This is a genomic window from uncultured Eubacterium sp. (genome assembly GCF_934525195.1).
Classification (GTDB): Bacteria; Bacillota; Clostridia; order Oscillospirales; family Acutalibacteraceae; genus Eubacterium_R.
Genome location: NZ_CAKSZA010000003.1, coordinates 91,493 through 105,794, shown reverse-complemented (window position 1 = coordinate 105,794; position 14,302 = coordinate 91,493). Strand labels below are relative to the sequence as shown.

At 43.8% G+C, this 14,302-nt stretch carries 12 protein-coding genes and 1 tRNA gene; 3 read left to right on the top strand and 10 right to left on the bottom strand.

Going from position 1 to position 14,302, the window contains the following annotated elements:
- Positions 1–88: 88 nt before the first annotated feature.
- Together Q0E03_RS04065 and Q0E03_RS04060 are read right to left on the bottom strand one after the other, a co-directional pair.
- Positions 89–1,354 carry a BMP family ABC transporter substrate-binding protein gene (locus tag Q0E03_RS04065; protein ID WP_297129727.1) on the bottom strand — a complete coding sequence of 422 codons (1,266 nt, stop codon included), beginning with the start codon at positions 1,352–1,354 and terminating at the stop codon, positions 89–91.
- A gap of 156 nt (positions 1,355–1,510) precedes the next feature.
- A complete protein-coding gene (locus Q0E03_RS04060) occupies positions 1,511–2,089 on the bottom strand; it encodes a xanthine phosphoribosyltransferase (RefSeq protein WP_297129726.1) in 579 nt (192 codons plus the stop codon).
- 326 nt (positions 2,090–2,415) lie between these two features.
- Between Q0E03_RS04060 and Q0E03_RS04055 the strand changes: the two genes are divergently transcribed.
- The 3 genes from Q0E03_RS04055 to Q0E03_RS04045 all read left to right on the top strand — a co-directional run bounded on the left by Q0E03_RS04055 (position 2,416) and on the right by Q0E03_RS04045 (position 3,976).
- Complete coding sequence (locus Q0E03_RS04055; protein ID WP_297129725.1) at positions 2,416–3,234, top strand: Cof-type HAD-IIB family hydrolase; 819 nt, start codon at positions 2,416–2,418, stop codon at positions 3,232–3,234.
- A gap of 69 nt (positions 3,235–3,303) precedes the next feature.
- A complete protein-coding gene (rbr, locus tag Q0E03_RS04050) occupies positions 3,304–3,843 on the top strand; it encodes a rubrerythrin (protein WP_297129724.1) in 540 nt (179 codons plus the stop codon).
- 57 nt (positions 3,844–3,900) lie between these two features.
- A tRNA-Gly gene (locus Q0E03_RS04045) sits at positions 3,901–3,976 on the top strand.
- Positions 3,977–4,431: 455 nt separating this feature from the next.
- Here the strand turns inward: Q0E03_RS04045 and serS are convergent.
- The 8 genes from serS to mnmE form a co-directional block, all read right to left on the bottom strand.
- Positions 4,432–5,724 (bottom strand): serine--tRNA ligase, encoded by a 1,293-nt coding sequence (gene serS / locus Q0E03_RS04040; protein ID WP_297129723.1) that lies wholly within the window; start codon positions 5,722–5,724, stop codon positions 4,432–4,434.
- A 42-nt stretch (positions 5,725–5,766) separates the two neighbouring features.
- Positions 5,767–6,612 (bottom strand): ParB/RepB/Spo0J family partition protein, encoded by an 846-nt coding sequence (locus Q0E03_RS04035; protein WP_297129722.1) that lies wholly within the window; start codon positions 6,610–6,612, stop codon positions 5,767–5,769.
- On the bottom strand, positions 6,587–8,077 hold the full coding sequence (locus Q0E03_RS04030; protein ID WP_297129721.1) for a hypothetical protein: 1,491 nt from the start codon (positions 8,075–8,077) through the stop codon (positions 6,587–6,589). Before Q0E03_RS04030 ends, Q0E03_RS04035 begins: the two co-directional genes overlap by 26 nt.
- Before the next feature lie 38 nt (positions 8,078–8,115).
- A complete protein-coding gene (locus tag Q0E03_RS04025) occupies positions 8,116–8,877 on the bottom strand; it encodes a ParA family protein (protein WP_297129720.1) in 762 nt (253 codons plus the stop codon).
- A 307-nt stretch (positions 8,878–9,184) separates the two neighbouring features.
- Complete coding sequence (locus Q0E03_RS04020; RefSeq protein WP_297129719.1) at positions 9,185–9,976, bottom strand: ParB/RepB/Spo0J family partition protein; 792 nt, start codon at positions 9,974–9,976, stop codon at positions 9,185–9,187.
- Between the two features lie 100 nt (positions 9,977–10,076).
- The gene (gene rsmG, locus Q0E03_RS04015; RefSeq protein WP_297129718.1) at positions 10,077–10,781 is read right to left on the bottom strand and encodes a 16S rRNA (guanine(527)-N(7))-methyltransferase RsmG; all 705 of its coding nucleotides are present in this window, start codon (positions 10,779–10,781) and stop codon (positions 10,077–10,079) included.
- Positions 10,774–12,645: a tRNA uridine-5-carboxymethylaminomethyl(34) synthesis enzyme MnmG gene (gene mnmG, locus Q0E03_RS04010; protein ID WP_297129717.1), complete on the bottom strand. Its 1,872-nt coding sequence runs from the start codon at positions 12,643–12,645 to the stop codon at positions 10,774–10,776. Before mnmG ends, rsmG begins: the two co-directional genes overlap by 8 nt.
- 15 nt (positions 12,646–12,660) lie before the next feature.
- Positions 12,661–14,022: a tRNA uridine-5-carboxymethylaminomethyl(34) synthesis GTPase MnmE gene (gene mnmE, locus Q0E03_RS04005; RefSeq protein WP_297129716.1), complete on the bottom strand. Its 1,362-nt coding sequence runs from the start codon at positions 14,020–14,022 to the stop codon at positions 12,661–12,663.
- Between the last annotated feature and the right edge of the window lie 280 nt (positions 14,023–14,302).

Below are 14,302 nucleotides of genomic sequence, written 5' to 3'. Positions count from 1 at the left end.
ATTTTGACATTTTTATACTTCTGTATAAACAACTATACCGTGACGAGGGTAATCCCTCGCCACGGAGTGTAGTTTATTAAAGCGTTACTTAGAAAGCAACATCAAGCAATTCGATACCGTCGATTTGAACATCGAAGTATGGAGCTGCACGATATTCTGATTCGTGGAAGTAACCGTCAGATACAGCCTCTGTATCAGGAGTGTAGTCAGCGTCTGTGTCAACATCAGCCATATAGCTTGTGAGGTGACCGTCAGCATCTACCTTAGCGTTTACATTCTTGTCCTTTGTTACTGTAACAGTGAATGTTGAAGTATCAAATACATGGATTGTGCCGTCTTCAAGACCCTTCTTTGCCTTTTCAACTGCTTCTGCTGTGCCGTCAGCTGTTGCCTTTGCACCGAAGTCTGTGAGACATACAGAATTGTCAGCAAGTGTGCCAACCCAGTCAGCCTCGATTTCCTTACCCTCTTGAACTGCCTTGATGCAGTGCTCATAGTAAGGAGCCCAGTTGATTCTTGAAGAAACGATGAATGTGTTAGGGCAAGCTGATTCTGTTGAACCGTTGTATGAAACATTTGGAACATTAGCCTTTTCGCAAGCTGTTGGAGCACCCATTGAGTCAGCGTGCTGTGAAATAACTACGCAACCGTCGTTGATAAGCTTCTGAGCAGCTTCTTTTTCGGCTGTTTCGTCATACCATGAACCTGTGAATGTAACCTTCATTGTTACTGATGGGCAAACGCTCTTTGCACCAAGATAGAATGAAGTGTAGCCTGAAATAACTTCAGCGTAAGTATATGCACCGACATAACCCATCTTAGCCTGGTCAGCAGTAATCTTCTTGTCAGCAATCATTTGGTTGAGCTTTTCACCTGCTGCAACACCTGCAAGGTATCTGCCCTCGTAGATTGCAGAGAAAGCGTTGTGGTAGTTTGGAAGGTTCTCTGTGTGAGCCTTTGTACCTGTTGCGTGAAGGAACTGTACATCTGTAAATTCCTTAGCAGCCTGAATGATGTAGTCCTCGTGACCGAAGCTGTCTGCAAGAATGAGGTTGCAGCCTTCGTCAACAAGTTCAGCAGCTGCTTCATATGCAGCCTGACCCTCTTCGATGTTGTTCTTCTGAACAAGCTCTACGCCGCAAGCTTCAGCAGCTTCCTTTGCAGCAGAGATGAAGTTCTTGTCGTAAGTTGAGTTTTCATCATGAAGAGTAATCAAACCGAACTTAACTGTTTTTGCGTCTGATGATTTGTCTTGAGCGTCATCGTTGCTCTTTGAAGCAGAACAGCCTGCGAATGCAGCTACTACAAACAAAGCAGCAAGGAGAACAGCCAAAACTTTTTTTGTGAGTTTCATTTCGTTTTCCTCCGTTGAAAAAAATGATTTATATTACAGGCACTATTGCCATATAACCAAATGAAAAAATAGTTAAACCAAACCGCATATGCCTCCCCCTTACAATAAGTGGAGGTACCGAGTGAAACGAGGCGGTGGGGTTAAGCATCATAAAGTTTAATCTCTGAACACAATTTCGCCCTTATCGGCATCCATAGATTCGATGATTGCAAGTGATTCAACACGAATGCCCTCTGCACGAAGCTGGTCACCGCCGTGCTGATAGCCCTTTTCGATAACCGTGCCACAGCCGACAAGTTCCGCACCGCTCTCTTTGACAAGGCTGATTAAGCCCTTAAGTGCATTGCCGATAGCAAGGAAATCGTCAACAATGAGAACCTTATCGCCCGGATTGAGGAACTTTTTGCTGACCATAATATTATAGGTTGTGCCGTGAGTGAACGACTCAACAGGAGCAGTGTACACATCACCGGCAATATTCTTTGTTTTGTTTTTCTTTGCAAATACTAAAGGGCATCCGAACTCCTGTGCTACCATCGCACCGATAGCAATACCCGATGCCTCTATAGTCAGAATTTTATTGACGCCCTCATTTTGATATAATCTATGAAATTCTTTGCCCACTTCTGCCAAGAAGCCGCAATCTATCTGGTGGTTGAGAAAACAGTCTACTTTTAGGATGTTACCGGCATAAACCTGTCCCTCTTCAAGAATTTTCTTCTTTAACAAATCCATAGTTACATCCACCTATCTTCCAAAATACACATATATTCTATATTATAAAGGAACAAAATTCAACAGTTTTTTTACTTTGACACACTTTTTTAACTATTTTATCTATCCGTCACAAAGAAAAGCCCAAACTCACGCCTTTGTTCGTGCATTTTGTCACCTTGAAATTTTTTGCCAAAGTGGTGTATTATTAGATTATAGAGTATATATCGGCCTTGTTACGTGGAATTATTGAATAGACCACACCGTCTGCATATCAACGCAGACACCTCCCCTTGATATAAGAGGAGGCTCATAAGGTTTGATGATTTATATTTGGAGATGATGATATGGTAAAATTAATTGCACTTGATTTGGACGGCACGCTCACTTCTGCCGACCATATGACTGTTACACAAAAAACAAGGGACGCCTTGAAGCGTGCCCACGACGCCGGAGCAAAGATTTCTATTGCCACAGGCAGAACCGTTGCGATTATCGGCGACATCTGTCAGCAAGTTCCCGAAATTGACTATGTGATTTACTCAAACGGAGCGGGCGTTCTTGACCGACGCAACCAAAAAATCATATATTCCAAATTTATGCCGTGGGAGCTTGTTGCACCGATTTACGACACGCTCAACACAATGCCGACATTCTTTGAAGTGTATGTTGACGGCGTAAGCTACTATCAACTCGACAAAGAAAAATTTTATCCAAAGCATGCTTTGCCACAGGAATTCGTTGACGAATTGCTCGGAAAAATGAGCGGTGTTGAAGATTTGAGAGCTGTACTTGAGGGCAATGAGATTGAAAAATTCACCGCATATTTTGACGACAGAGCCGACTACGACAAAGCGTGGAATTATTTGAGCGGTTTTAAGGAACTGTATCTTGCTTCCTCGTTTCCGAAAAGTATGGAGTTCACAATGGCAAATGTCAACAAAGGCACGGCGATTGAGGGAATGTGCAAGGTGCTCGGCATCACAAATGCTGAGTGTATGGCATTCGGTGACGCAGGCAACGACATTGAAATGCTCGAATTTTGCAAATACGGAGTTGCAATGGGCAACGCAACCGACGAATGTAAAAGCCACGCAAGATTTGTGACAAAAGCGAACACCGAGGACGGCATCGCCTACGCAATCGAGCAGATTATGGAGATATAATAATTTCAAACATTATGAATATCCTTTTCGTTTTTTCTAAAACTAATAAAAAACGGAAAGGATTTTTTTATGCACAGTATCAAGGGAACAAAAACCGAAGCAAATTTGATTGCTGCGTTCAACGGCGAAACACAGGCGAACACAAAGTACACGCTGTTTGCGACAAAGGCAAGAAATGACGGCTACAACGAGATTGCCAACATTTTTGAGCAGACCGCAAAAAACGAACTTGCCCACGCAAGATTGTGGTATAAGTATCTCCACGGCGATGAAATGCCCGACACACAAACAAATTTGACCGAAGCGGTAGACGGCGAAAATTTTGAATGGGTGAATATGTATCCAGAATTTTCAAAGACGGCGTCGGAGGAGGGTTTCACAGAAATTGCAAAGCTTTTTGACCTTGTCGCAAAGGTGGAATCCCAGCACGAAAGCAAGTTCCGTCAGCTTTTGACAGATGTGAAAAATCAAAAGGTTTTCACCAAAAACGGCGAGGCAATTTGGATTTGTATGAACTGCGGTCATATCGTTGTCGGCAAGTCCGCACCTGAGGTTTGTCCGCTCTGCAAAGTGCCAAAGGCTTATTTTAAAGAATATAAAAATTCATAAAAATAAAATTAATGCTTGACAAATGTAACTATCTTGGTTATAATAAGTCTTGCAATTGCGGATTTAGCTCATCCGGTAGAGCGTCACCTTGCCAAGGTGAAGGTAGCGAGTTCGAGTCTCGTAATCCGCTCCAAACGAAAACACTCACCAAAATCGGTGAGTGTTTTTTTTATTTGTAAGGGTCAGGCTTGCTTGACCCTTTTTTATATGAACAAAGGGATAGGCAAGCCTATCCCCCAGACTGTCGATAAAGTATTTTCGACACGCTATAGGCTGTTGAGAAAGTTTCTGAATTTCGTTTTCTTGCGAGTGGGAGCTGTACCTCGTCAAAACATATTCCGTATAGAACAAAACAAAGTTTTGTAAGTATACTACATATGTTTTTCCTCTTTCCAAAAAATCCACAGATTTTTTGGAAGCCTTATATTTGCTTGTTTGCAAAAAACGAAAAACGCCAAAAATGCCGTAAGTTCAATACTTACGGCATTTTTAAAACCCCACCGTCAACACTTCGTGTTGCCACCTCCCCTTATAAATAAGAGGAGGCTAATGTGGTAATTTATAATTTGGCGTGTTTCAGGGACTTTATCAACAGTCCTTTTTAGGAACGATTTTGTCCTTACCGCCCATATACATACGGAGGGCTTCAGGAATTGAAACCGTGCCGTCTGCATTGAGATTGTTTTCAAGGAATGCAATAAGCATTCTCGGCGGAGCAACAACTGTATTGTTAAGAGTGTGAGCAAGGTAGTTGCCTTTTTCGCCCTTAACACGAATCTTGAGGCGTCTTGCCTGTGCGTCTGTAAGATTTGAGCATGAGCCGACTTCAAAATACTTCTTCTGTCTTGGTGACCATGCTTCAACATCGACCGACTTAACCTTGAGATCTGCAAGGTCGCCCGAACAACATTCAAGTGTTCTTACAGGAATATCGAGTGAACGGAACAAATCAACGGTGTTCTGCCAAAGTTTGTCGAACCACATCTTTGATTCTTCAGGCTTGCAGACAACAACCATTTCCTGCTTCTCGAACTGATGAATTCTATACACACCACGCTCCTCAATACCGTGAGCACCCTTTTCCTTACGGAAGCAAGGAGAATACGAAGTGAGAGTGAGAGGAAGTTTTTCTTCAGGTGTGATAGTGTTGATAAACTTACCAATCATTGAGTGCTCGGAAGTACCGATAAGATACAAGTCCTCGCCCTCGATTTTGTACATCATTGCGTCCATTTCCTCAAAGCTCATAACGCCTGTTACAACGTTTGAACGAATCATAAACGGAGGCACAACATATGTGAAACCACGGTCAATCATAAAGTCACGGGCATAGCTGATAACAGCAGAATGAAGTCGTGCGATGTCGCCCATAAGATAATAGAAACCGTTGCCTGCAACTCTGCCGGCAGCCTCCATATCAATGCCGTCGAATGTTTCCATAATATCGGTGTGATAAGGGATTTCAAAATCGGGAACAACAGGCTCGCCGAAGCGCTGAACTTCAACATTTTCGCTGTCGTCCTTACCAATCGGAACAGACTCATCAATGATGTTTGGAATCATCATCATTCTTTTTGTTACTTCCTCTGTAAGCTCGGTTTCCTTGCCTGCAAGTTCGTCAAGTTCCTTTGCCTGAGCGGTAACCTTTTCTTTGAGAGCCATACCCTCTTCTTTTTTACCCTGTGCCATAAGAGCACCGATTTCCTTTGAAATCTTGTTTCTGTTTGCACGAAGTTCGTCTGCTCTCGCAATAACCTGACGGCGTTCCTCGTCAAGCTCAATAACCTCGTCTACAAGATGAAGCTTGTGCTCCTGGAATTTCTTTTTGATATTTTCCTTAACAACGTCAGGATTTTCTCTTAAAAACTTAATATCGAGCATTTTATTATCTCCTATTTTTATTTGTTACAAATATTTATTATATTACTTTGCAATGGCATTTGCAATATTTTTTAGGTCATCAAGGGTGTAAAATTCAATTTCGAGTGTTCCCTTGTTTCTGCCATTGTACACCTTTACCTTTGTGCCGAGTGCCTCCGTAAGCGAAAGTTCAACTTCGTCATAAAAACTGTCTCGTCTTTGAGAGGTTTTTGTTTTTGTTGAACTTGATGCAGGACGCTTTGCCATTTTTTCAACATCACGTACAGTAAGTTTCTTTGAAACGATTTGATTTGCACATTCAATCATCATCGGCTGATTGTCAAATGCAAGAAGTGCCCTCGCATGGCCTGCCGAGATTGTGCCGTCCTTTGCCATATCTCTTACCTCTTCAGGCAATTTGAGAAGTCGCAAAGCGTTGGTGATTGCGGGTCTTGACTTGCCGACAGATGTTGCCACCTGTTCTTGAGTGTATCCGCATTTGTCGATAAGCGCCTGAAGTCCCTCCGCTTCTTCAATCGGGTTAAGATCCTCACGCTGTAAGTTTTCGATGATAGCTATTTCCATAGCCTCGGTGTCGGAAAGTTCCTTGATGATTACCGGAACTTCCTTAAGCTCTGCCAAACGGCTCGCTCTCCAACGGCGCTCACCTGCAACAAGCTGATAGCCTCCGCTTGTAAGCGGTCGAACCAAAAGCGGTTGAAGCACACCGTGCTGACGAATGGAATCGGCGAGTTCTTCAAGTGCCGTTTCGTCAAATGTTTTTCTCGGTTGTTCTTTGTTCGGGGTGATTTCGTTGATGTTGAGAGTGCTTGTTGACACCATCGAATCGGTGTTGTTTTCAATCATCAACGCACCCAAACCCTTACCGAGTCCTGACTTTTTTGCCATATTTTCCTCCTATTTTGAAATTGTTGCGGTTGGCGGATTCGATTACACAACCGACACCCAATCCCAATGCTATATATTTTATAATCACTATCACATTGAATATGCTGTCGTAATAGATAGGTTTTCCCGATTCGCCGTACAAGTAAATCGGAGCGCTTTTCCACCCGAACATATCTACAAATCCATAATCAAAATCGTAATAAGTAAGTCCCGATACGCTTATCGCTATGCCGACTGCCAAGAAAAACAAAACCGACAAAACAAACATTACCGCTCTGTATTCCTGCCTGTACACCACATTGCCGTTTACATCAAAAACAGGTCCACGCCGTGCAAAACTGATAAGCACGATGAAAAGCACAAGGATTATCGGAGTGGAAAAGTAATACACAGCAAATCCGCCGAGCATTTCAAACAAACCTTCGCCTATACCGCCCAGCGCATTGATAATTATAAATCCGAGCAAAAAATGTGAAACGAGTGCGTAAAGAAAATACGCTGTCGTATTTCTCAACATAAATGTTCGTTGTGAAGCCTTAACGGCATAATAAATGCACAAGCCTAATTCTACACCGATAAGCAAAATCATAAGAAATGTAAGTACGCTTGAACTTCCGCCGTAAATCATATAATCCAAACAGAACTTGTTATTAAAATTAAACCAATTATCGAGAACAAAGACCATTGCAATGACAAATTGCATAATGATTGATATTGCGAAAAACACGAATGAAACGGCAAAACTTGCCTTGTTCGTTATCTTTTCCTGCGAAATGTCCAATGAAAAGTCCACGCTCGGATTTTTCTGCCAAGCCACACGAGGAATTACAATCGTTTTCTCTTTCTGCTGTCGTTTCGCTGAAACATTATTTATACTTTGCACAAGCCTGCTCAAGTCGGTTTGAGAAAACGCAAAGAGTGCAACCGCAAGAATAACAAGACATTCGCCTGCGTCCATCTCCCTCAAAATATACGACATATCATTATACGCATCAATGCCGTAAGTAAAAATTTCATCGTGCTTATTAATAACAGCCAGAGATTGATAGATTGACGGAAGCACGGGCAGGAACAGGCAATACCTCATTTTATTGCTGTTTTGATGGCACCGTTGCGAAATGAATCCGCACACAATAAGTGTGGAGATTTTAATTGCACAAGCAACCATCCAATCATCACCGACCTGTGCTAAGATGATTGCAAAATATGCAAATTTCACCAAGTCGGCAAAACCGATAAAAAAGAATGGTGCCGAAATCAACCTTGGCGATGAGGTTCTCGAAAGCATAATTACAAGCAACAGCAAAGAGCCAAGAACCGACGGCAACATATAGTATATGGAACTGAATATTCCAAAGTAAGAATTTATGCCGACAAGAACATTGCTTAAATTAATAAGCAACAAAAGTCCTGCAATCACTTCAAATATGACTGCAATCGTTTTATCTGTTACAGGCTTTTTCATAGCATCACCCTATCACTTTCATATTAAGGCGGTTGGTATTATTGATTTTTCAAAAATTCTTCAACAAATTTTTTGTATGCGAATGACGGCTTTGAATATTTTTCGTAATAGATTACAGGTTTGCCGAAGCTTGGCGCTTCCGCAATCTTGACTGAACGAGGGATAGCCGTTTTGTACGGCTTGCCCGGAAAGTATTGAGTCACTTCGTCAATTACCATTTGGTTGAGCCTCAATCTGCCGTCATACATTGTGAAGAGAACGCCCTCAAGTTCGAGGTGTTCATTGTAGTGCTGCTTGATTGTGCGAACAGTTGAAATGAGTTGGCTGAGTCCCTCAAGTGCATAATATTCACATTGAAGCGGAACAATGAGCGTATCGGCTGCCACAAGAGCGTTGATTGACAGCAATCCGAGTGACGGCGGACAGTCGATGATTACATAATCGAACTCCATAATCAGAGTTGCGATTGAACGCTTCAACACGCTGTTGCGGTTTTCAAGCTCTGCAATTTCCACCTCTGCGCCTGCAAGATTCATATTGGCAGGGAGAAGATACAAGTTTTTGAACTCGGTTTCAATCATAACGGAACGGGCGGTTTGCTCGCCAATCATCACATCGTATGTGCTGAACTCAACTTCGCTTTTGTCAATGCCGACACCTGATGTGGAATTGCCCTGTGGGTCGATGTCAATAAGGAGGGTTTTGTAGCCCTTTTGACCTAAACCGGCAGCCATATTAACACAGGTTGTGGTTTTGCCGACTCCGCCTTTTTGATTAAAAATTGCAACAGTTTTGCTCATAAAGTCACCTCATTTTTATACTGATATTATTATACTACTATACCGATTATATATCAAGGTGAATATATGGTGTATGTTCCACGTGAAACATCAATATGTGGATTTGAACGTTTCATGTGAAACATTATTATTATATATTCGTTGGAGGATGTTATCATTCTGATAGGCGAACACAGTTCGCCCCTACAGATAAAAGCTAAAAAAGCAAAATATGTTTCATGTGAAACAACGCAAAACGGACAGGCATAACCTGTCCGTTCCGCTGTGATGAAAAGAGGAGAATATGTTTAAAATGGTGTTACCCATTTTAAGCCGATTTTTGACCGACAGCCTTTGGTATCTTAATTCGATACTCAATGTACTCATCGGTTTCCGTTTGGTCGGATATGGCATCAATTCCAGATTCCTGCATCGTTTTGATTGCCTTGTTGACCGTGTTGACGAATATTCTGAAATCCTTGTATATAGGATGATTTGTTCGTTTTTTAGGCTTTGGCTTTGCATAAAAAGTTGCAATATAGCTTTCCGTTTGGGCAACATTCAGGTGTCTGTCCTTGATTACATTGAGCACCGTCCAGATGTCTTTTTCGTCCTCAATGGCAAGGAGCGCCCTTGCGTGTCGCTCGGTGAGGTGCTCTTTTTCGATAAAATACCGCACATCAACGGGAAGTTTGAGCAAACGCACCTTGTTTGAAAGTGCCGATTGGCTCTTGCCGAGCGCCTTCGATATGTCCTGCTGGGTCATCCCGAACACCGTCATAAGCTGTCCGATTGCCACCGCTTCTTCAAAAAAGGACAAATCCTCTCGCTGCACATTTTCGAGAATGGAGTAGACCGCCGATTGCTCTCGGTCGATTTCCATTTCTATGCACGGCACGGTGTCTATGCCTGCCAAAATTGCCGCACGAAGTCTGCGTTCTCCTGCAATGATTTCGCAATAGTCGGAGTTGTTCATTCTGCGAATAAGCAGCGGTTGAAGTATTCCGTTTTCTTTGATTGAATTGGCGAGTGCAAGCATTTCTTCGGATTGGAATTGATGCCTCGGCTGATTCGGATTAGGCAACAGCTTTTCGGTTGCTATATATGAGATGTTGTTCATAAGCCTGTCCTTTCGATATATCTATATTATCATAAACATAGCAAAAAGAAAAGGATTTCTCATCGAGAGAAATCCCTATAATTCGTCAAAAAGTCGCTTTTTACAAAGGCTTTGTTGATATTTTTTTGGACTTACGGGGGAACTGTGTCGGAGTTTGCGATATTTTTTTAATCACAACAATTGAGCGTGGTTCTGTTCCGTTAAGTTTATATGAAATATTTTCTACAACCTCACCGCCAAGGGTTGAAATTGCGTCCTTTGCCGATTCGGTGTCGTCGCTGCTTCCTTTGAGAGCAACAAAGTATCCGCCGACTTTTACAAACGGCAGGCAGTACTCGGCGAGCACATTCATAGGCGCAACGGCTCTTGCTGTCGCCAAATCGAACATTTCTCGGTAATTTTTGTCTTGTCCTGAGTCCTCTGCACGAGAATGAATGAGCTGTGCTTCAAGTCCGAGAGCGTGGATGGCTGTATCCAAGAATGTTAATCTTTTGTTAATAGCGTCCATCATAGTTAGACACAAATCTGGTTTATAGATGAGTAACGGCACGCTTGGGAAGCCTGCTCCTGCACCGACATCGATGACCGTTTTGACATTTTCCAAATCAAAATATTTTGGGAGCATAAGGCAGTCGAGAAAATGTTTAACCTCGATTTCCTCAGGCTCGGTGATTGCGGTCAAATTCATCTTGCCGTTCCACTCCACAAGAATCTCGGCGTACCTGTCGAACCTGTCGAGTGCCTGCTCGTCAAGAATTATTCCGTTTTCTTTTGCAAGGGAACAAAGTCGATTTTTGTCAATCATTGTGCATACTCTCCAAAATAATATTCAGCGCCGTAATGTCGGCAGGATTAACTCCGCTGATTCGGCTTGCCTGTCCGAGATTTTGCGGACGGATTTTTGACAGCTTCTCAATAGCTTCAAGTCGCAAGCCTTTCAGGGCAGTATAATCAATATCGGCAGGAATTTGCTTTGCCTCGATTCGGCGCATTTCCTTGATTTGCGCTTCCTGCTTTTTGATGTAGCCCTCGTATTTTATGCTGATTTCAACCTGCTCAAAAACTTCAAGCGGAAGTTCCGGGCGGTCAACATCAATCGTTTTGAGGTCGTCATATGTAATCTGCGGTCTGCGGAGAAGTTCAATCATTTTGCAACCCGTTTTGAGTGGGGCAGTACCCTTGGATGTCAAAATTTGCTGAACCTCATCGGTCATCGGCACGGACAAATTCTTAACTCTATTGAATTCTTGCTTGATGAGTTCCTGTTTCTTGTTGAACTCGACAAATCTTTCGTCGCTGATGAGTCCGATTTTGTGACCTGTCGGGGTGAGGCGAATGTCCGCATTGTCCTGACGGAGCACCAAACGGTATTCGCTTCGGCTCGTCATCATTCTGTACGGGTCGGAACAACCCTTTGTAACAAGGTCATCAATCAAAGTACCGATGTACGAACCTCCACGGTCGAGAATGAGCGGTTCTTCTCCCTTAATTTTGAGTGCGGCATTGATTCCTGCAACAAGACCCTGTGCCGCAGCCTCCTCGTAACCGCTTGAACCGTTGAACTGTCCTGCGCCGTAAAGACCCGGAATGTCGAGAAATTCAAGAGTCGCTTTGAGTGCGGTCGGGTCAACGCAGTCATATTCAATGGCGTAAGCCGCCCTCATAACCTGCGCATTTTCAAGACCTTTGATTGTGTGGATAAACGCAAGCTGAACATCCTCGGGAAGCGAGGAGCTCAAACCTTGCAAGTACATTTCTTCTGTGTTTTCGCCGCAAGGCTCGATGAAAAGCTGATGTCTTTCCTTGTCGGCAAATCGAACGATTTTGTCCTCAAAGCTCGGACAATAGCGAGGTCCTTTGCCCTCGATTTTTCCGCTGTACATCGGTGAGCGGTCGAGATTGTCGAGAATGATTTGCTTCGTTTTTTCATTTGAATATGTGATGTGGCAAACCACCTTGTTTTCGGGGCGCTTCTCGGTTTCAAACGAAAACGGAACGGTAACCTCGTCGCCCTCTTGAACTTCAAGACCGTCGAAGTTAATGCTTCGCCTGTTGACACGGCTCGGAGTTCCCGTCTTAAATCTGCGGAGCGGAATGTTGAGTTTGTAAAGTGCCTTGCTGAGTTCGTTGGCAGGGAACATACCATCGGGTCCACTCTCGTATGTTACATCACCGATGTAAACTCTGCCACCCAAAAATGTGCCTGTCGCAATAATAACAGCCTTGGCGCTGAACAACGCTTCAAGCCTTGTCTTAACAATCCACTCGTCACCGTCTTTGTAGAGGTCAACGATTTCGCCCTGACGAATGTCGAGATTGTCGGTGAGTTCAAGGGTGTGCTTCATTCCTGCCGAGTATTCACGCCTGTCAATTTGAGCACGGAGCGAATGAACCGCAGGGCCTTTGCCGAGGTTGAGCATTCTGCTTTGGAGTGAATATTTGTCCGCCGCCTTGCCCATTTCACCGCCGAGGGCATCAATTTCTCTGACAAGGTGACCCTTGCTTGTGCCTCCGATTGACGGATTGCACGGCATATTGCCGACCCAATCCAAATTTATTGTAAACACGGCGGTTTTCACGCCGAGCCTTGCAGATGCAAGCGCCGCTTCAATTCCTGCGTGGCCTGCACCGATAACTATTACATCATATTTTCCGCCAAAATATTCCATAATTCTCCACTAAAATTATTTTCCAACACAAAACTTGCTGAAAATGTTGTTAACTACTTCTGTTGTTGCCTTTTTGCCTGTGAGCGAGAGAAGCTCCTCAACCGCACTGTCAACCATAACATTGACTGCGTCATAGGTCACGCCCATCTCGACTCCGCCGATTGCTTCGGCAATGTTTTCCTTGGCATTTTGACAATTCTGTCTTTGACGAAGATTTGCCAAAATCGGAGCACCCGTGTCAAAATCCTGAACGCCGAGCAATTCCTCAACCGCCGAGGACAACTCCTTTAGCCCTTTGTTTTCCTTTGCGCAAATGTAAACCACCTTGGCAAATGCGTTTTCTATCTCGTTTGTTTCAAGCCTTTGTTCGAGGTCAACCTTGTTGATGACCGCAACGGCAGGCTTGCTTTTTGCCTTTTCAAGAATTTCTCTGTCCTGTCGTTGAAGCGGTTTGTTGTTGTCAAAAACCGCAAGAACAAGCTGTGCTTCGTCAAGCGCCTTGTACGCTTTGTCAATTCCGATGCTTTCAACCACATCATCACTTTCACGCAGACCTGCCGTGTCACGCAGATGAAGAACAAGGTCGCCGAGGCGAACGCTCTCCTCAACGATGTCACGGGTTGTGCCCTCAATTTGGGTGACAATGCTCTTGTCCCTGCCGACAAGCATATTCATCAAACTGCTTTTGCCGACATTCGGCATTCCGACAATTGCCGTGTCAACTCCGTCAATCACGGTTTGACCGTTGTCGTAATTTTGAAGAAGCTCGTCAAGCTCGCCCTCACACTCTTTTAGAGTTGCAAGCAATTCTGTTTCTTCAAGTTCGGGAATTTCCTCATCGGGATAATCAACCCAAGCCGACATAAGTGCCGACATATCAAGCAATTTTTGGAGCACCGAATTAATCTTATCGCTCAAAGAACCCTGCAAGGCATTGAAAGAGGCTTTCATTCCCGCTTCGCCCTGTGCGGAAATCAGGCTTGCCACCGATTCCGCCTGGGTCAAATCCATTTTGCCGTTGAGGAACGCCCTCTTTGTAAATTCGCCCGCCTCGGCAGGCTTTGCACCTGCATCAAGCACGGCTTCCAAGGTTTTTTGAACTATAAGAAGTCCGCCGTGGACGCTGATTTCCACAACATCCTCGCCCGTGTAGGATTTTGGAGCTTTGAACACAAGCGCAACCGCATTGTCGCTCGGTTGACCGCCGATTATAACATTGCCGAATTTTGCTCTGTATCCACCGAGGTTTGCAAGCAAACTGCCGTCCATAGCCTTGAAAACTCTGTCCGCAACCGCTGTTGCCTCGTCACCGCTTATTCTGATTACACCGATTCCGCCTGCCGCGTTACCGGTTGCTATTGCTGCAATAGTTGACATACTCCTTCTCCCACTTCCTAAAAATTTATGCAAAAAAGGTGCAAAATACCTATTACAATAATAAGTAACTGCACCTTTCACCTGCTTACAGATTGTCGATAAACTCCCTGCAACGCACCATATAATAAAACAAACCTTATTCCGCCTCCTTTGTGTAAAGGGAGGTGGCAACACGAAGTGTTGACGGAGGGATTGTAAATATATTTTGCAAACAAAATATATTTGGTGCTTTCCGTTTTTTGTTCAGGGGCAGTACCTTTGTACAGCACCCGTTCACAAG

What these genes read in the sequence shown, in the direction of transcription:
- Q0E03_RS04065 (WP_297129727.1), bottom strand. Translation starts at nt 1,354, where the DNA reads ATGAAACTCACAAAAAAAGTTTTGGCTGTTCTCCTTGCTGCTTTGTTT.
- Q0E03_RS04060 (WP_297129726.1), bottom strand. Translation starts at nt 2,089, where the DNA reads ATGGATTTGTTAAAGAAGAAAATTCTTGAAGAGGGACAGGTTTATGCC.
- Q0E03_RS04055 (WP_297129725.1), top strand. Translation starts at nt 2,416, where the DNA reads ATGGTAAAATTAATTGCACTTGATTTGGACGGCACGCTCACTTCTGCC.
- rbr (WP_297129724.1), top strand. Translation starts at nt 3,304, where the DNA reads ATGCACAGTATCAAGGGAACAAAAACCGAAGCAAATTTGATTGCTGCG.
- serS (WP_297129723.1), bottom strand. Translation starts at nt 5,724, where the DNA reads ATGCTCGATATTAAGTTTTTAAGAGAAAATCCTGACGTTGTTAAGGAA.
- Q0E03_RS04035 (WP_297129722.1), bottom strand. Translation starts at nt 6,612, where the DNA reads ATGGCAAAAAAGTCAGGACTCGGTAAGGGTTTGGGTGCGTTGATGATT.
- Q0E03_RS04030 (WP_297129721.1), bottom strand. Translation starts at nt 8,077, where the DNA reads ATGAAAAAGCCTGTAACAGATAAAACGATTGCAGTCATATTTGAAGTG.
- Q0E03_RS04025 (WP_297129720.1), bottom strand. Translation starts at nt 8,877, where the DNA reads ATGAGCAAAACTGTTGCAATTTTTAATCAAAAAGGCGGAGTCGGCAAA.
- Q0E03_RS04020 (WP_297129719.1), bottom strand. Translation starts at nt 9,976, where the DNA reads ATGAACAACATCTCATATATAGCAACCGAAAAGCTGTTGCCTAATCCG.
- rsmG (WP_297129718.1), bottom strand. Translation starts at nt 10,781, where the DNA reads ATGATTGACAAAAATCGACTTTGTTCCCTTGCAAAAGAAAACGGAATA.
- mnmG (WP_297129717.1), bottom strand. Translation starts at nt 12,645, where the DNA reads ATGGAATATTTTGGCGGAAAATATGATGTAATAGTTATCGGTGCAGGC.
- mnmE (WP_297129716.1), bottom strand. Translation starts at nt 14,022, where the DNA reads ATGTCAACTATTGCAGCAATAGCAACCGGTAACGCGGCAGGCGGAATC.